Genomic DNA, 16,000 nt, shown 5'->3' on the forward strand with positions numbered 1-16,000 from the left:
TCGGGACGCTATGTCCGGTCGGTGGCCGGAGGGAAATGCCTTCTCGGGAGCATTTATGCTCTGCGGTCATGAATGTGGAGCTGCGGCACCTGCGGGCGCTGGCCGCGATCGGCGACGAGGGCACCATCACCGGTGCCGCCGCCGTGCTGCACATCAGCCAGCCCGCGCTCTCGCGCACCCTGGAGCAACTGGAGAGCCGTCTCGGCGTACGTCTGGTGGACCGCACCACCCGCAGCCTGGCCCTCACCGAGGCCGGTCGGCGGCTGCACGAGCGAGCCCACCGGATCCTCCATCAGCTGGAGGACGCGCTGACGGAGGCCGCGGCGGGGGCGCGGCCGCTGCGGATCGGTTTCCCCTGGGCCGCGCTCGGCGCGCGTACCGTGCCGCTGCTGCGCGGTTGGCGTGAGGAACACCCCGACACTCCGCTGGAGGTCCACCGCTGTGACGACCCGGAGGCCGCGCTGCGCCGCGGGGAGATCGACGCGGCGCTCCTGCGCACCGCGCCCGCCCCGGACGCCGGACTGGAGGTGCGGTCGCTCTACCGGGAGCGGCGCCTGGCCGCCGTACCCGAAGACGACCCGCTCGCCCGGCACCCGTCCGTACGCCTGACCGATCTCACCGACCGGGCGGTGGTGCTCTGCGCCACCGCCGCGACCACGACCGGCCTCTGGTCCGACGTGCGGCGCCCCCGCACGTTCGAGGTGGCCAACGTCGACGAATGGCTGACCGTCATCGCCACGGGGGACGCGATCGGCGTCACCGCCGAAGCCACCGCCCACAGCCATCCACACCCCGGCGTCCGCTATCTGCCTCTCTCCGACGCGCCTCCGGTGGTGGTCCGCCTGGCGTGGCCGCGTCCTCCCACGCATCCGGCGACCCTCGCCCTCCTCGACCACCTCCGGCGCATGGCCGGCGCCGAGAATCCCGGGTCATAGCCACCGCCGGCGACACGCGGAGCCGGCGGGAGGACGATGACTCTCTCCCGCCGGTCACTCGCGTTTCAGGCGAGACGGTGGATGTCGCCGTACGCGCGGTAGAAACCGCCGCGACCCGCCTCGCGCACCTCGCTGACGACGTAACGGGCACCGTGCTCGCGGATCCCCTTCGGGAACTGGACCCGCCAGCTCCGGTCGTATCCGGGAGAGACCACGCGGACCCGAAGGTGGCCGTGCTCCTCGAAGCACTCCACGATGACGCCCCCGTTGCTGTCGGCGACGACGTCGACGGTGGTCGACGGGGTGACCGTCTCGACGGCGGCCGGCGCCTTGACGTCGACGACGTCGGGGACCGAGCCCTGCTCCGCCGACCTGATGGCCTCCTCGCTCGCGTCGACGCAGGCCAGTGAGCCGTTCGTGGTCACGATGTACAGGCGCTGATCGTGGTACTGCATGGAGTAGGCGGCGCCGCAGCCGGTGCCGAGCTTCCACAGGCGGGTGCCCGCCTCGTCGAAGCAGTAGATCGATGCCTGGTTGTCCCCCGCGAAGACGTACCGGCCGTCCTCCGCGGTCGCGCAGGAGAAGACCGGCGCGTCGCAGTGGTAGGTCCGCTCCCGGCCGCCGTCCTTGCGCAGCCGCACCACCGTACGCGTCGCGGTCCCCGCATAGACCGTCGACCGCTCCTGCCAGCCGAAGAGCACCGACCCGGTGGACTGGTGCCACAGCTCCTCGCCGGTGCGCCAGTCATAGCTGGTGACGCCCCCACTGTGACCGTGGTGGACGGCGGCGTCGTCACAGCGCACCATCCAGCCCGCCGTCCCGCGGCCCTGCCTCCGCCAGAGGAATTCGTCCTCGTGGTCGATCGCGACGACGCCACCGCCGGAGTCGGACACGCCGAGGACGCCGTCGTGAATGTCGAGCCAGTAGATGTCGATGCTCGGGGAGATCTGGTACGCCAGCCTGGGCACCTTTCCGGACAGGTCATAGACGTTGCCGTCGTCGCAGCCCGCGTACAGCCAGGCGTCGTCGGCCACCATGCACTTCACGCCGTCCGGCAGCCGTACCTGCTGCACCACCTGGGCGTCATGCGTCAGCGAGGTGATCAGACCGGCCTCGTTGCCCACCATGCAGACCCGGTCGTCGATGAAGATCCCGAACGCGGCGGAGCCCGAGTCGTAACGCCACAGGACCGGCGCCCGCCGTGTCACCGCGCGGCCGACGGGGGCCGATGCGCCATCGACATGGGCGCTCATCACATGGCCGCGGGAGAAGCCCCGCTTCTTCCGGGCACCGCGTACGGCGGGGGCGTAGCCCTTACGGACCTTTTCCCCGATCTTCTTCGCGGCCATCTCCTTCGCCCGTGTCCCGTCCGGGAACGTGCTGGTCTTGCGCTGCCCGGTGTCACCGATCCGGCCGTACCGGATGGTCATCGTCGCGCCGTCGACCGTGACCTCATAGAACTTGTGCGCTCCCCCGCCCTCTTCGGAGAGTTCGAGGTAGGTGGTCTCTGGGGTCGTTTCCACGGACATCGGGCCTTCCAAAGAGGACTCGGGACACGAAAATGCGAGAAGGCGGATATAGACGTCGCCTTCCGCGTCGACATCCCGAACCGTATGCGCCGGGTACGACAATTCGCCGTTATTTCAGCAGTCCCGGATACCCCTGGGCCCGTCAGGGGTGGGGGTCGTTGTGGAGGTCGGGGGTGGGGGCGGGCTGGTCCTGGGTGGCGGCCCAGGTGGCCAGGAGGCGGAGGTTGTCGGCGCTCGGGGTGTCGGGCGCGGCGGTGTAAATGATCAGGGTGAGGCCCGGGTCGGAGGTCAGGGTCATGGCCTCGAAGTGGAGTTCGAGGTCGCCGACGGCGGGGTGGTGGATCCTCTTGACGCCGGTGCGGTGGTGGCGGACGTTGTGGTCGGCCCAACGTCGGCGGAAGACCTCGCTGCGGGTGGACAACTCCCCGATGAGGTCGGTGAGGGCCTTGTCGTAGGGGTTGCGTCCGGCTGCGGCGCGGAGGATCGCGGCGATGTCGTCGGCGGCCTTGTCCCAGTCGGTGAAGAACTCGCGGGCGGCCGGGTCGAGGTAGATGAAGCGGGCGGTGTTGGCCGGGCGCCGGGGGTCGGCCAGGACCGGTGCGTACAGGGCGCGGGCCAGGCGGTTGGTGGCCACCAGGTCGTGTCGGTCGTCGCGGATCCAGGCGGGAGCGTCGATGGCGTCCAGCATGTGCTGGAGGGCGGGCCGCAGCCGCCGCGCGGGCGCCTTGCGGCGGGCGGCGGAGGGCGCGGAGGGCGCGGAGGCGCGCCGGGCCAGGTCGAACAGGTGCTCGCGTTCGGAGTCGTCGAGTTGCAGGGCGCGGGCGACGCCTTCCAGGACGCCGTCGGAGGCGCCGGACAGGTTGCCGCGCTCCAGCCGTACGTAGTAGTCGACCGAGACGCCGGCCAGCATCGCGACCTCCTCGCGGCGCAGGCCCTTGACCCGGCGGTTGCCTCCGTAGGCCGGCAGGCCCGCCTGCTCGGGGGTGATGCGGGCCCGGCGGGAGGCGAGGAAGTCCTGGATCTCGGCGCGGTCGTCCATGGACACCACGGTATGCGGGGGCGGCGCGGTGAAGCAGGTACTGGGATTACCTGGAACGACAGACACTGCCGCCGCAGGTCAGAGGGCCGTTTCCTGGGGAAGGGTCGTGTCGGCGACCCGGGCCGCCCCGACCGCTCCGCGGCACCGCGACGGCATCCCTGAGGATGAACGGAGAAGAACCTTGAAGCATGTGAAGCTGGGTGATCTGGACGTCGCCCGGATCGGGCTGGGCACGATGGGCATGAGCTTCGCCTACACCGGAGCCGGCAGCGACGACGCCGAGTCGATCCGGACCGTTCACCGGGCCCTCGACCTGGGGGTCACGCTCATCGACACCGCCGAGGTCTATGGCCCCTATACCAATGAGGAGCTCGTCGGGCGCGCCCTGAAGGGACGCCGCGACCAGGTCGTGCTCGCCACGAAGTTCGGCATGATCTCCCACACCGGCCGTAGCGGCCTGGACAGCAGCCCGGCCAACATCCGCACCGCGGTCGAAGGATCCCTCACGCGGCTCGGCACCGACCACATCGACCTGTACTACCAGCACCGTGTCGACCCCGACACTCCGATCGAGGACACCATCGGCGCCCTCGCCGCCCTCGCCGCCGAGGGCAAGATCCGTTACATCGGCCTGTCGGAGGCCGGACCGGCGACCATCCGCCGCGCGCACGCCGTCCACCCGATCACCGCGCTGCAGTCCGAGTACTCCCTGTGGACCCGCGATCAGGAGCCCGAGGTGCTGCCGCTGCTGCGCGAACTCGGCATCGGATTGGTGGCCTACTCCCCGCTGGGCCGCGGTTTCCTCACCGGGACGATCCGCTCCACCGACGAGTTCGAGGTCGGCGACTCCCGCCGGGACAACCCGCGGTTCACGGGCGAGAACTTCCAGCGCAATCTGCGCAGCGCCGAGGAGGTCAGGGCGATCGCCGCCCAGGTCGGCGCGACGCCCGCGCAGGTCGCCCTCGCCTGGTTGCTGACCCGGGGCGACGACATCGTCCCGATCCCCGGCACCAAGCGCGTCTCCCGCCTGGAGGAGAATGTCGCCGCCGACACGGTCGAGCTCACCGCCGAGCAGATCGCCCTCCTGGACGACCTGACACCCGCCGCCGGCGACCACCACAACGAGGCCCAGATGCGCATGATCGAACGCTGAGGACCTGACGGTCCGTCCCCGCGTCGTCTCGCCCCCACTTCCCCCGATCACGACAGACAGGAGCTGCCCATGCGCGGCACGATCATTCACGGCCCTCGCGACATCCGCTTCGAGGAGCGCGCCGACCCGGTGATCGTCGACCCGACCGACGCCATCGTCCGTACCGTCGCGACCTGTGTGTGCGGCTCGGACCTGTGGCGCTACCGCGGCGTCCAGGAGGTGCCACAGCCCACGCCCATCGGCCATGAGTACGTCGGCGTCGTGGAGGAGGTCGGCTCCGCGGTGACGTCGGTACGGCCCGGGCAGTTCGTCGTCGGCGGGTTCCTCACCAGCGACGGCACCTGCCCGATCTGCCGGGCCGGGGCGCACGCCAACTGTGAGCGCCGCACCGGCTACGACGGCTGCCAGGCCGAGCTCATCCGCGTCCAGAACGCCGACGGCACCCTGCTCGCCACCCCGGAGCAGCCGGCCGACGATCTCGTGCCCGGGCTGCTGACCCTCTCCGACGTCATGTGCACGGGCTGGCACGCCGCGGTCTGCGCGGACGTGCGGCCCGGCGGCACCGTGGTGGTGGTCGGCGACGGCGCGGTCGGCCTCTGCGGTGTCCTCGCGGCGTCCGAGCTCGACGCCGAGCGGGTCATCGTGATGAGCCGCCACCCGGACCGGCAGGCGGTCGCCCGCGAATTCGGAGCCACGGACGTCGTCGCCGAGCGCGGTGACGCCGGTGTCGAAGCGGTCATGGAGCTCACCGGCGGCATCGGCGCCGACTCCGTCCTCGAGTGCGTCGGCACCCAGGACTCCGTGGTGCAGGCGCTCCGCTCGGCCCGCCCCGGCGGCATGGTCGGCTGGGTCGGCGTCCCCCATGTCACCGACCTCCCGCAGGAGCACATGTTCTGGAAGAACGTCGGCCTGCGCGGCGGTCCCGCCCCGGTGCGGGCCTACCTGCCGGACCTGCTCGAGCGGGTCTGGGAGCGCCGCATCGAACCGGGAAGGGTCTTCGACCTCACCCTGCCGCTGGAGAAGGTGGCCGAGGCGTACGCCGCGATGGACGAGCGCCGGGCCATCAAGGTTCTGCTGCAGCCCTGACATCCGCGGGCGTCCGCTCAGGTCACCGAGGTGACGGTCCAGGGCGCTCGCGCCGCTCGGCGGCGGACGCCCGTCCCAGGCGGGCGAAGGCGCGGGACAGCGTCGTCAGGTAGGTCACCTCGTTCCGCAGCAGGGGCGCGGTCGGCACCGTCGCGAGGTCCTCCGTGAGGACCGCCCCCGTCGTCGTGGCGGGGAGGTCCTCGCCGGCGTGCTCCGGGAGCACACCGTCGCGCTCCGGGAGCACGCCGTCGGCGCCCGCCGCCGTCGCCCGGCTGCGCAGGGCGGTCGCGATGAGGCGCGCCTGGATCGCCGCTTCGGCCGCCTCGGCCGTCCGTCCTCCGGCCTCGCTCGCATCGGCGCTCTGCTGCCTGAGCCGCGGATCCGCGTAGCGTTCCAGGAAGACCAGACCGTCCCGGATCTCGATGATGCGCCGGTAGAGCCGGTGCTCGACGTTGTGCAGCGCGGGCTGTTGCCGCTTGAGCTCGGGCATCTGCGCGGTCAGCGCGCGCCAGAGCGGCCGCAGACGCGCCAGCGCCCACAGTTGCGCGGCGGTGCGCCAGGGCCTGGTCGCCCAGGGCCCCCATCCGCTGATGGTCGACCCGGCCAGGATCAGCGCCACCGCGACGACTCCCAGCAGCGACGGCGCCGCGCTCCCGCCGCCCGGCGGCATCGGCATGGACCAGAAGCGTATGAGGACGGTGACGACCGCGTACGCGACGTACGCCAGCCCGCAGAAGTTGCCGAGCACCAGGAGACGCATGCCCAGCCGGAGGTACGGCTGCCGGGTGTGGCCGACGCACCGCCGGCCCAGGCGGAGCATGTCGATCAGCATGGCGGCGTCGTACGCGAGATAGGCCAGGAAGAATCCGGCGACGCCGGGCCTGTTCCCGTACATCGCGATGAAATGGAAATGGCTGTCGTCCAGGGAGCCGTCCCCGAGCAGTGAGACCCCCATGACGATGATGACGACGCCCGCCGTCGTGACGCGCGCCCGGATCCTGGGCGCCGGAGCGCCGGGGCGCCCGGTCACGTAGGTGACCAGGATCCAGTAGGCGCACGTGGCGACGGTGAGGAGGCTGAAGGCGAGCCAGCGGCCCAGGCCGGGCACGTCGGCGGCCCGGTCGATGACGGGCCGGACCCGCTGCGACATCGCCACGACCCCCAGGCTGAGAGCCGCGAGGTAGATGCCGTTGACGAGGCGCTGGGGCGACCGGCGGTTCCGGACGAGGTTGTGGAACGCGCACAGGGCCATGCCCCAGATGACGGCGACGGCCACCCAGTAGGGGAGTTCGCTCACCTAGTACCGCATCCAGCAAGGTTCGCATTGGTGGCGGCGGTGTGGAGGCGTTCGGTCGATGGCGTGCTCATTCCTCCGGGTGAGTGCGATGTCAGATGACCTGGTTCGTGTCATCGTCGTGGTTCGGGATGGTCCGGTGACCCGGCTGGGCTGGTGTTTTCCGGGGCCAGGTTCTGTCGTAGGCACCTGCTGTAATCACCTCATGTCTCGACGTGTCGATCCTGGAGCCCCTCGGGTGGTGGTGCGCACCGCCCGAGTCGGCCTTCGCGTCACGTCCGCGCAGCGGCGGCGGTGCTTCGGGTTCCGCTGCTTGAAGGACAAGGCCGAGCAGGCCGGGATCGGTGTCGAGCTGGTCGACGAACGTGGGTCGTCTTCGACCTGCCCGGTCTGTGGGCGGCGGGTCCCAAACCCGCCGGCCGCCGGTTCCGTTGCATGCACTGTGGTTTCAGCGGGCACCGCGACCTGGTCGGCGGCGCCAACATCGCCCATCACGCGATGGGCGGACCCATCACCACCAGCCCGAAGAAGAGCTCGTTCCCGGTGGTGATCACGCACCGTCGAGCCGGACGGCACCTGCCCGGTGCCGGACCGGCACGACGTGACCCCCGACGACGCCCCCATCACGGCACCGCCAAAGGGTCCCCTGGCCGGCCGAGGCCCGCCCCACCACCGGTGGGGAGTCGCTCGCCTACAGCGAGGATCAACCAACACGGTCATAACCCGACCGACGTTGCTTGACACGGCACTAGGCATCCCCCGGGGTCCCCCAGACACGCTCGATGTTGCGGAGGACCGCGGCGATCTCACCGGGTGGCTCCGGGGCCTGCGGCAGCGCGTCGACCTCGGAGGTGAAGACCCGGGGCGCCAGCACGAGATCGGCGAACGTCTCCGCCTCGTTCTCCGCACGTGTGGCGTGCGCGATCCGGCCGAACACCCGGTCGACCACGCTCGGGTCCAGGTTCGGCGCGAGGAGGCGGGCGAGGTCGCTCGCTTCCAACCCGCCCTCCTGGTGGTCGAACGCGAGGTGGCCCAGCTCGTGCAGCACGATGTGGCACTGGTGCAGGGGCGAGGTGGAGCGTGTGTATAACACGTAGTCGGTCGGTCCCGCGCTTATCGACAGACCGCACAGGACCTGGGGGGTCGAGGGAAGAGGAATCAGCTGGATAGGGCGTCCGCGATGCCGCCCCAATTGCTCCGTGAGGGCGGCGATACTGAAAGGAGTCGGTATCACGCCCGCGGCTTCCAGTTCCCTGATCAGCTCACTGCATCGTTGACGGATGTCACGGCCGGCCCTTGACCGCTGACGTCTTCCCACCACCGGACCTCTCAAGCCACTGATCATCGGCCTTTTGCCAGCGCTTGTCCGCTGACTGACCGAGTCAGGATCATCATAGCCTTGACTCAGGTTCCGAGTAAGGACGCTTTTTATGAACGTTGAAGGAACAACTATTCAGAACGTCGCCACGGGGTCCGGTGTTCTACAGAGCGGATCCGAAGAGAAACGGCATGTAGCTACGGTTCTCTAGAAACCACCAAGCAGTCGAAATAAGCCACGAACAGCCCGCTAGCTACACTTAGCACCCGCCAAGTCGCACCGCGTGGATACGTCCGCGCCGAGGACGCTACGACTCCCCTTCCCCCTGGCCGTCACGCCGGTCGCCGTCGGGGGCGGCGGGCCGCGGGCCGGTGGCATCGCGCGCCGGGCGAGGCCGGCCGTGGCTGGCCTCCAGGGCCGCGGTGCTCTGGATGACCTGGGCCACCACCTGCACGGCCTCCGGGGACAGGCCGGCCAGGGCCCGCAGGTGGGCACGGCGGATCCCCGAGTCACGCAGGAGCGCGAGCGTCTCCAGTTCGTCGCCGACGGCCTGGGAGACCTCGTCGTCGAAGAAGTAACCCGGATCGACACCGAAAAACGCCGCGAGTCCCTCGATGACCCGTTTGGTGGGGTTATCGGCCTTACCCGTGCGCAGCTTCCACAGAGTCGTCGGATTGACACGCTCACCCGTGCGCGCGGCGATCCCGTCGGCGACCTCTTTATAGGAGTACGGGCCGCGTCCAGCCGGATACAGGGTGTTGAACAGGTGATCGATTTTGGCGGCGAGGTCGACGGAGCCCCGCTCCGTCGCACCATCCCCGGCGGATCCGCCGTTACGGGTCACAGTCCCCTCCTTCCGGGATCCATACGCTGAGCGACCACGACAAGCCGATATGTGCGGATAAATCTACGGGCCATCTCGGCCAACCGAAAACTGTTGACACAGCTTGATCCGCTTTCTACTCTCACAGCAACTGGGGGCGTTGCTCTTAATCAACGACTATGGGTGACGGAGCGACGCGAAGCAACAAGGGGCGGCGATGGCTAGCGGCCGAAGTCTGCAAGAACTCCGTCAAGTCCCGTGTCCTACGGCGCTGGCCTGCGCGGGCGGTGACACACCCGCACTCCGGTCGCCGGGCACGCTCGGGGGCGTGAGGACCGGCGAGAGCACCGGGGAGGGGCGCCCACCGGCCCTCGCGCCGGCGGAACGACCCGCGGCCGCGGGCGGCGACCGTCCGCCGGTGGCCGAGTTCGGCCCGCCATAAAGCACGCCCGTCCGCCGGTTCGACCCTTCGCACGACACCACGACCGCGGGCCGCCGTCCCGTTGACCGCCCGAACGACGCGCATCGGGCGAGCACGAGGTGACGCTTCATGTCCGCCGTGTCATAGGAACGCGCCAAAAGGCGGCGTTCTCCTCACACCCCCGCCATGACGTGGCCGCCGAGTCTCTTTGACATGCGCTCGGCCGCCCGTAGTTCCCTTGGAAGGGAAACTGACATGGAGTTCCGCATCCTCGGGCCCATCCGAGTGACCGACGGCGACCACGAGGAGGCGTTGCGCGGCGCGAAGCAGCGGACCGTGCTCGCCACGCTCCTGCTGGCCGGCGGCCGGGTCGTGTCGGACGAGCAGCTCACCGAGCGGCTCTGGGACTGGCACCGGCCCGCCACCGCGAGCGCGCAGATCTACACCTACGTCTCGCGCCTCCGCAAGCTTTTAAGAGGTGAGCTGGTCATCAACCGGCTCACCACGGGCTACCAGATGAACATCGACGACCTGGACTGCGACCACGTCCGGTTCGAGGAGCTCTCGCAGGCGGGCGCGGAGGCCCTCCGGGACGGCCGGTACACCGAGGCCGCCGCCGTCCTGCGGCGGGCACTGGGGTTGTGGCGGGGCCGTGCCCTCGAAGACGCCACCGCCCGCCTCATCGAGATGGAGGGCCCCCGGCTCCAGGAGGCCCGGATGACCGCCCTGGAGGCGCGGATCGAGGCCGACCTGGCCCTGGGTCGGCACCGGCAGCTCACCGCGGAGCTGACCGGGCTGGTCGCCTCGAACCCGTTGCGCGAACGCCTCAGGGCCCAGCTGATGACGGCCCTGTACCGCTGTGACCGGCAGGCGGAGGCGGTCGCGGCGTACCACGAGGGCCGCACATTGCTGGTCGAGGAGCTCGGCGTCGACCCCGGCCGGGAGCTGACGGAGACCTACCAGCAGTTGCTGACCGGCGCGCTGGCCCTGCCGAGGGCCGGGGCCTGGTCGGGCGTCACCCCCGCGATGCTCCCCCGCGACCTCGGGGACTTCACCGGACGCGAGCCGGAGCGGGCCTCGATCGCCGCCTGGCTCCGCGCGAAGTCCCCGGAACCGATCGTGATCACCGGCATGCCCGGCATCGGCAAGACGATGCTGGCCGTCCACGCCGCCCACGCGGACGCGACGAGCTTCCCCGACGGCCACCTGTTCGCCGAGCTGCACTCGCCGGCCGATCAGCCCCGCCGTCTCGAGGAGGTGCTCGGCGGATTCCTCGTCGCCCTGGGCACCCCGCCGCAGATGCTGCCCACCGGGCTCGACTGGCGGATCCAGCTCTATCGCAGCCTGCTGGCCACCAAGCGGATGCTGATCGTCCTCGACGACGCGGAGACGCTGGAGCAGGTCCAGCCGTTCCTGCCGACCAGCGGTCCCAGCGCCGCGATCATCACCACGCAGACGCCCGCGGCGGCGCCGCCCGGGTCCCGCGTGCTCAACCTGGACCCGCTGGCGCCCCATCAGGCGCGCGAGCTGCTCGGCGCCATCGTGGGCGAACGGCGGCTCCAGGCCGAACAGCAGGCCACCGGCCAGGTCCTCCGCTACTGCGGCGGCATGCCCATGGCGCTGCGAATAGCCGGAGCGCGGCTGGTCGCCAATCCGGGTTGGCGGGTGGCCGACCTTGCCGACCGCCTCCATCCGGCGGACCGCCGCATGGACGAACTGCACGCCGGGGACCTGGACCTCCGCCAGCGTCTTCAGCGCGGCTACTCACGTCTGGACGTCGCGCACCAGGCCGTCATGCGCCGACTCGGACAGAGCGGGACCACCGTCCGCGACGAGTACATCGCGGTGGACGTCGCGCAGATCCTCGACGAACTGACCGAACGCGGCCTGCTGAACGCCGCCGGGCCCCGGTACCGGATGCACGCGCTGATGTACCTCTGGGCCAACGGCCTGGGCGACCCCGTCGGGGAGCTCTCGTCCTGAGAATCCCCGGCGGGGCCGCCCGCCCGTCCCCTCCCGGCCGGTCCGCTGAGGGCCGGCCGGGAGGGGACTCGGCGCGTGCCCGTGGGCACCCGCCGTCACCGCCCGGAGAGGGCCTCCGCGAAGGGGGCCGGCTCGGCCAGCACCTGCCGTAGGGTGCCCGACGTCACCAGCTCCGCGACCCGTGCCACGTCGCCCCGCAGCGGCCGGTCGCCGTCGATGTGCGGAGACACCTCGCGTACGAGCCCGCGTGCGGCGTGCACCGCCGGGTTGACGATCTCGTCACCGCGCAGGTCCGCGGCCTGCGACAGCGCCAGCAGGTGGATGGCGGCGACCTGCTGGGCCAGCGCGAGCACGGTACGGGCGTCACGGGCGGCGATGGTGCCCATGCTCACCTTGTCCTGGTTGTGCGCCTCGGTGGAGCGCGAGAAGGAGGTGGCCGGCATCGTGTTCTTCAGCGCCTCGGCGGCCAGCGACGAGGCCGCGATCTGCATTCCCTTGAAGCCGTGGTGCAGACCCGCCTCGTGGCTGTCGGGCGCGACGGCGGGGATGAGGTTCGGGGTCAGGCCGTTGTTGAACTTCTCGTCGACCACCAGTTCCAGCTGCCGGTCCAGCAGGTCGGCGACGCTGGCGACCGCGGTCTTGAGCGCGTCCATGGCCTGGCCCACGTGCCCGCCGTAGAAGTTGCCGCCGTTGCGGACCGCGCCCTCGGCGACGTCGAACAGCGGGTTGTCGTTCGAGGAGTTGACCTCCACGGTCACCCAGCGCGCGGCCCACTCGACGGTGTCGCGGAGCACCCCGATGACGTGAGGGGCGCACCGGATCGAGTAGCGGTCCTGAATGGGGTCGTCGAGCTCGCGGAAGCCGTCCTCGGACATGTGCGCGGCCTCGGGGCCCTGGGCGTTGGCGCCGCCGAGCAACCGCCGGATCGTACGGGCGCTGGCGATCACGCCGTCGTGCGGCTTCTGCTCGAACAGGAACGCGGCGAAGTGACCGGGATTGCCGCGCAGGACCGACGACGCCATGGCCGTGCACAGGTCGGCGGCGTAGGCCAGCTCGGCCGCGCCGTGCAGCGCGAGGGCGGCGAAGCCGGACATGAACGAGGTGCCGTTGACCAGGCCCAGGCCCTCCTTCGCGCCGAGGGTGAGGGCCTCGATCCCCACCTCGGCCAGCGCCTCGGCGGCCGGGCGCTCGACGCCGTGGTGCAGGACCGTACCCTCGCCGGTGAGCAGCGCGGCGATGTAGCTGAGCGGCACCAGGTCACCGCTGGCGCCGACCGAGCCCTGCTCGGGGATGAGCGGCAGGATGTCGTGATTGAGGCATTCCAGCAGGTTCGCGGCGCACTGGGGACGGACGCCGGAGTGGCCGCGCGCCAGGCAGTTCGCCCGTACGAGCATGGTCGCGCGGGCGACGTCCGGCGCGGCGTACGTGCCCACGCCGCACCCGAGGAAGCGGATCAGGTTCCGTTGCAGTTCCTCGACCTTGGCCGTGCCGATCTGCCGGGTGTTGCTGTCCCCGAACCCGGACGTCACGCCGTAGATGGGGATGTCCGTCTCGATGAGCTTGGTCTTCAGCTCGTCCGACAGCTGCATCCGGCGAGCGGCCTCATCGGCCAGCTCCAGGTGAACCGTGCCGGGGTGCCGCGCCACCGCGACGATGTCCGCGAGGGTCAGGCTATGGCCGTCGATCAGCAGACTTGTCACTAGCTCCTACCTTTCTCCATGAGATTTCGCGTGCCGTTCCCGGATCTCCCGGTCACCAGCGCCCGGAGCGCAGCCCTGTCGATCTTTCCGCTGGCGTTGCGGGGCAGGGCTTCGAGATGGACGACCCCGGTCGGCAGCTTGAAGCGCGCCAGGCGCTCGGAGGTGAAGGCCCGGACGGCGTCGAGAGTGGGCGGCTCGCCCCCGTGGCACAGCACCGCCACCGGCGTCTGGCCCCACCGCGGATCGGGGACGCCGACCACGGCGACGTCCCGTACGCCGGGGAACTCGGCGAGCACCCGCTCGATCTCGGCCGGCGAGACGTTCTCACCGCCGCTGATGATCAGGTCCTTGAGCCGGTCGACGATGTAGCAGAGCCCCTGCTCGTCGAGGAAGCCCAGGTCGCCGGTGGAGAACCAGCCGTCGGCGTCGATGGCCGCGGAGGTGGCCTCCGGGTCGTTCCAGTACCCGCGCATGACGTTCGGGCCGCGGACGCACAGCTCACCGGGCATGCCCGGGTCGGTGACCGGCAGCCCGGTCCGCGGCGACAGCACGCGGACCTCGGAGTACGGCATGGCGAAGCCGGCCGAGGCCGGGTGGGTCCGGACCAGGTGGGGCGGCAGGTAGGTGGCGAACGGGGCGGTCTCGGTGAGGCCCCAGGCCTGTTGCAACGCCACGCCGTGCTCGGCGTACTCGGCGACGAGCGCCGGCGGCACCGGCGCGCCCGCCACGACCGCCGCGCGCAGCGAGGACAGGTCCGTACGGGCGAAGTCCTCCGACCGCAGCATCGCCGCGAACATGACCGGCACCATGAACGTGCTCGCGATCCGGTACCGCGCCACGTCCTGGAGGCACCGCTGCGGATCGAAGGCACGGCGGAGGACGACCGGGCCGCCGCGGGTGAGGGTGCCGAGCGTGAAGGCGTTCAGGCCGCCGATGTGGAAGAGCGGCGCCACGGCGAGGGTGGCCGCGCGCGGGCGGATGTCGATCGCGGCCTGCACGTTGACCTGGTTCCACCACAGGTTGCCGTAGGTGAGGATCACGCCCTTGGGCCGGCCGGTGGTGCCGGACGTGTACATCAGGAGGGCGACGTCGTCGGCGCCGGCCGGCACCGGGTCCGCCGGGGCTACCGGGTCGGCCGGGTCCGCCGGATCGGCCGCGCCCCCGCCGATCGGCTGCCAGCGGCCGTCGCCGTCCTCGCCGTCCAGGTAGAAGCGGTGTACGGGTACCGAGTCCGCGATGCCGTCGGCGAGGCCGCGGTGGCCGTCCTCGGCGACCACGCTGTGGCAGCCGGCGTTGCCGAGTACGTAGGCGACCTCGTCGGGCGCCAGCCGGAAGTTCACCGGCACGAAGACCGCGCCGAGATGGGCGGCGGCCAGCAGCGTCTCCAGGAACAGCGGGCTGTTCATGCCGAGGTAGGCGACACGGGAGCCGCGCCGCGCCCCGCCCGCGGCCAGGACCGCGGCCGTCCGCCGGACGCGGCGGCTCAGCTCCGCGAACGTGAGCGTGCCGTCGTCATGGATGATCGCGGGATCCGATCCGGATATCCGCGCCCATCGATGGATCGCTGCCGCGGGATTGATCCAGGGCTGATTCACACCAGCAGGATCGTTGTTCGTTCTATATGTCCGCTATCTTCAAACTCATTCTATAAAACAGCTATATCTCACTATATGTCCGCTATCCGGAGAAGTGCGCTGCTCCAGCTGAATCCGGCGCCGACGCCGAGCATCAGGACGTACTGTCCGGGCTTGAGCTGTCCGTTCTCATGGAGGTGGTTCAGCGCGGCGAGTTGATCGGCCGGTCCCAGATGACCGGTGGATCGGGCGAAATCCCATGTCGTACGCTCGATATCCCGGAGGCCGAGCGGAAACAGGCATTGCAGCATCGTGATCGTACGACCGAAATGCGGGACGATCACGTGCTCGATCTCGTCGAGGGCGATCCCGGACTCGGCCAGGACCTGGCGGACCACGACGCGCGGGCCGGCGGCCAGCCGCTTGAAGATCTCCTCCTTCGCCATTCCGCCGGCCTGGAACTCCTTCGCCCGCTCACGCAGGTCGATCGGGAACTTCTTGTCCGGGTCGAACGGGCCGATCGGCGTGTCGCCCCGGTGCATCGCCTCCAGGGACGGGTCGCTGGTGCTCGCCGTGGCGACCAGGCGCGCGTACCCCTCCCCGGTCGACAGCACCGCGGCGGCGCAGCCGTCCCCGAACAGGAACCGCTCGGCCCGCCACCGGTCGAAGTACGGAGCGGGGAACAGGTCGCCGGCCGTGATGACCGCGGCGTTCGCCCCGGGCCGCGTCAGGAACGACGCGGCGAGTTCGAGGGCCGCCAGGCCGCCGTTGGAGCCGCCGCGCACCTCGACGGCGAGCCCACCGGTCATCCCCAGCTCGCGCTGGACGTACGCGGCGGCGTTCCAGCCGTCCACCCCCGCGCCGAAGGTGCCCGCGCACAGCAGCAGGTCGACGCCGTCCACGTCGAAGTCCGACCGGGACAGGGCGAGCCGCGCGGCACGGGACCACATGTCCGCGACGTTCTCGCCCGGGCCCGCGACGGTCACCGACGCGTAGTCCTGCCGCTCGGCGTCCTCGGGGTCGTAGGCCCCCGACGCCAGCGGCTCCTCGACGTCGACGGCCGGCGGAAGCCAGGACGCGGTCGCCGCGATGGAGAGGTCGTTCCAGATCACGCCGTTTCCCTCCTCGATCCCCTGCCACCGGCA

General features: G+C 70.8%; 13 protein-coding genes. 5 read left to right on the forward strand and 8 right to left on the reverse strand.

From position 1 onward, the window contains the following. The first annotated feature begins 68 nt into the window (after positions 1 to 68). A complete protein-coding gene (locus tag NDW01_RS08000; RefSeq protein ID WP_252818279.1) occupies positions 69 to 935 on the forward strand; it encodes a LysR family transcriptional regulator in 867 nt (288 codons plus the stop codon). Positions 936 to 1,000: 65 nt separating this feature from the next. Here the strand turns inward: NDW01_RS08000 and NDW01_RS08005 are convergent, their stop codons facing one another. Further along, positions 1,001 to 2,464 carry a WGR domain-containing protein gene (locus NDW01_RS08005; protein WP_406567699.1) on the reverse strand — a complete coding sequence of 488 codons (1,464 nt, stop codon included), beginning with the start codon at positions 2,462 to 2,464 and terminating at the stop codon, positions 1,001 to 1,003. Positions 2,465 to 2,606: 142 nt separating this feature from the next. Then, a complete protein-coding gene (locus tag NDW01_RS08010) occupies positions 2,607 to 3,503 on the reverse strand; it encodes a helix-turn-helix transcriptional regulator (RefSeq protein WP_252818284.1) in 897 nt (298 codons plus the stop codon). A gap of 181 nt (positions 3,504 to 3,684) precedes the next feature. Here NDW01_RS08010 and NDW01_RS08015 point away from each other — a divergent pair, with 181 nt between their 5' ends. Further along, positions 3,685 to 4,656: an aldo/keto reductase gene (locus NDW01_RS08015; protein WP_252818287.1), complete on the forward strand. Its 972-nt coding sequence runs from the start codon at positions 3,685 to 3,687 to the stop codon at positions 4,654 to 4,656. 69 nt (positions 4,657 to 4,725) lie between these two features. Further along, on the forward strand, positions 4,726 to 5,742 hold the full coding sequence (locus NDW01_RS08020) for a zinc-dependent alcohol dehydrogenase family protein (protein WP_252818289.1): 1,017 nt from the start codon (positions 4,726 to 4,728) through the stop codon (positions 5,740 to 5,742). A 22-nt stretch (positions 5,743 to 5,764) separates the two neighbouring features. Here the strand turns inward: NDW01_RS08020 and NDW01_RS08025 are convergent, their stop codons facing one another. Further along, on the reverse strand, positions 5,765 to 7,039 hold the full coding sequence (locus tag NDW01_RS08025; protein WP_252818290.1) for an MAB_1171c family putative transporter: 1,275 nt from the start codon (positions 7,037 to 7,039) through the stop codon (positions 5,765 to 5,767). A 202-nt stretch (positions 7,040 to 7,241) separates the two neighbouring features. On the opposite strand from NDW01_RS08025, the gene NDW01_RS44275 reads away from it, so the two are divergent. After that, a complete protein-coding gene (locus NDW01_RS44275; RefSeq protein ID WP_406567705.1) occupies positions 7,242 to 7,586 on the forward strand; it encodes a zinc ribbon domain-containing protein in 345 nt (114 codons plus the stop codon). Between the two features lie 198 nt (positions 7,587 to 7,784). Here NDW01_RS44275 and NDW01_RS08030 read toward each other — a convergent pair whose 3' ends face one another. Beyond that, positions 7,785 to 8,129 (reverse strand): hypothetical protein, encoded by a 345-nt coding sequence (locus tag NDW01_RS08030; RefSeq protein WP_252818292.1) that lies wholly within the window; start codon positions 8,127 to 8,129, stop codon positions 7,785 to 7,787. Between the two features lie 532 nt (positions 8,130 to 8,661). After that, entirely contained in the window at positions 8,662 to 9,198 is a 537-nt protein-coding gene (locus NDW01_RS08035) for a helix-turn-helix domain-containing protein (RefSeq protein ID WP_252818294.1), read from the reverse strand. 655 nt (positions 9,199 to 9,853) lie between these two features. Here NDW01_RS08035 and NDW01_RS08040 point away from each other — a divergent pair. Next, positions 9,854 to 11,581, forward strand: coding sequence for an AfsR/SARP family transcriptional regulator (locus NDW01_RS08040; protein WP_252818297.1), 1,728 nt, complete (start codon positions 9,854 to 9,856; stop codon positions 11,579 to 11,581). A gap of 95 nt (positions 11,582 to 11,676) precedes the next feature. Here NDW01_RS08040 and NDW01_RS08045 read toward each other — a convergent pair whose 3' ends face one another. The 3 genes from NDW01_RS08045 to NDW01_RS08055 all read right to left on the reverse strand — a co-directional run bounded on the left by NDW01_RS08045 (position 11,677) and on the right by NDW01_RS08055 (position 15,967). Continuing rightward, positions 11,677 to 13,281: an HAL/PAL/TAL family ammonia-lyase gene (locus tag NDW01_RS08045; protein ID WP_252818300.1), complete on the reverse strand. Its 1,605-nt coding sequence runs from the start codon at positions 13,279 to 13,281 to the stop codon at positions 11,677 to 11,679. Continuing rightward, a complete protein-coding gene (locus NDW01_RS08050) occupies positions 13,281 to 14,876 on the reverse strand; it encodes an acyl-CoA synthetase (protein ID WP_252818302.1) in 1,596 nt (531 codons plus the stop codon). The genes NDW01_RS08045 and NDW01_RS08050 overlap by 1 nt, the downstream gene beginning before the upstream one ends. 71 nt (positions 14,877 to 14,947) lie before the next feature. Beyond that, on the reverse strand, positions 14,948 to 15,967 hold the full coding sequence (locus tag NDW01_RS08055) for a ketoacyl-ACP synthase III family protein (protein ID WP_252818306.1): 1,020 nt from the start codon (positions 15,965 to 15,967) through the stop codon (positions 14,948 to 14,950). Between the last annotated feature and the right edge of the window lie 33 nt (positions 15,968 to 16,000).

It is taken from the genome of Actinoallomurus soli, from assembly GCF_024055715.1.
Lineage (GTDB): Bacteria > Actinomycetota > Actinomycetes > Streptosporangiales > Streptosporangiaceae > Actinoallomurus > Actinoallomurus soli.

What these genes read in the sequence shown, in the direction of transcription:
- NDW01_RS08000 (WP_252818279.1), top strand. Translation starts at nt 69, where the DNA reads ATGAATGTGGAGCTGCGGCACCTGCGGGCGCTGGCCGCGATCGGCGAC.
- NDW01_RS08005 (WP_406567699.1), bottom strand. Translation starts at nt 2,464, where the DNA reads ATGTCCGTGGAAACGACCCCAGAGACCACCTACCTCGAACTCTCCGAA.
- NDW01_RS08010 (WP_252818284.1), bottom strand. Translation starts at nt 3,503, where the DNA reads ATGGACGACCGCGCCGAGATCCAGGACTTCCTCGCCTCCCGCCGGGCC.
- NDW01_RS08020 (WP_252818289.1), top strand. Translation starts at nt 4,726, where the DNA reads ATGCGCGGCACGATCATTCACGGCCCTCGCGACATCCGCTTCGAGGAG.
- NDW01_RS44275 (WP_406567705.1), top strand. Translation starts at nt 7,242, where the DNA reads ATGTCTCGACGTGTCGATCCTGGAGCCCCTCGGGTGGTGGTGCGCACC.
- NDW01_RS08040 (WP_252818297.1), top strand. Translation starts at nt 9,854, where the DNA reads ATGGAGTTCCGCATCCTCGGGCCCATCCGAGTGACCGACGGCGACCAC.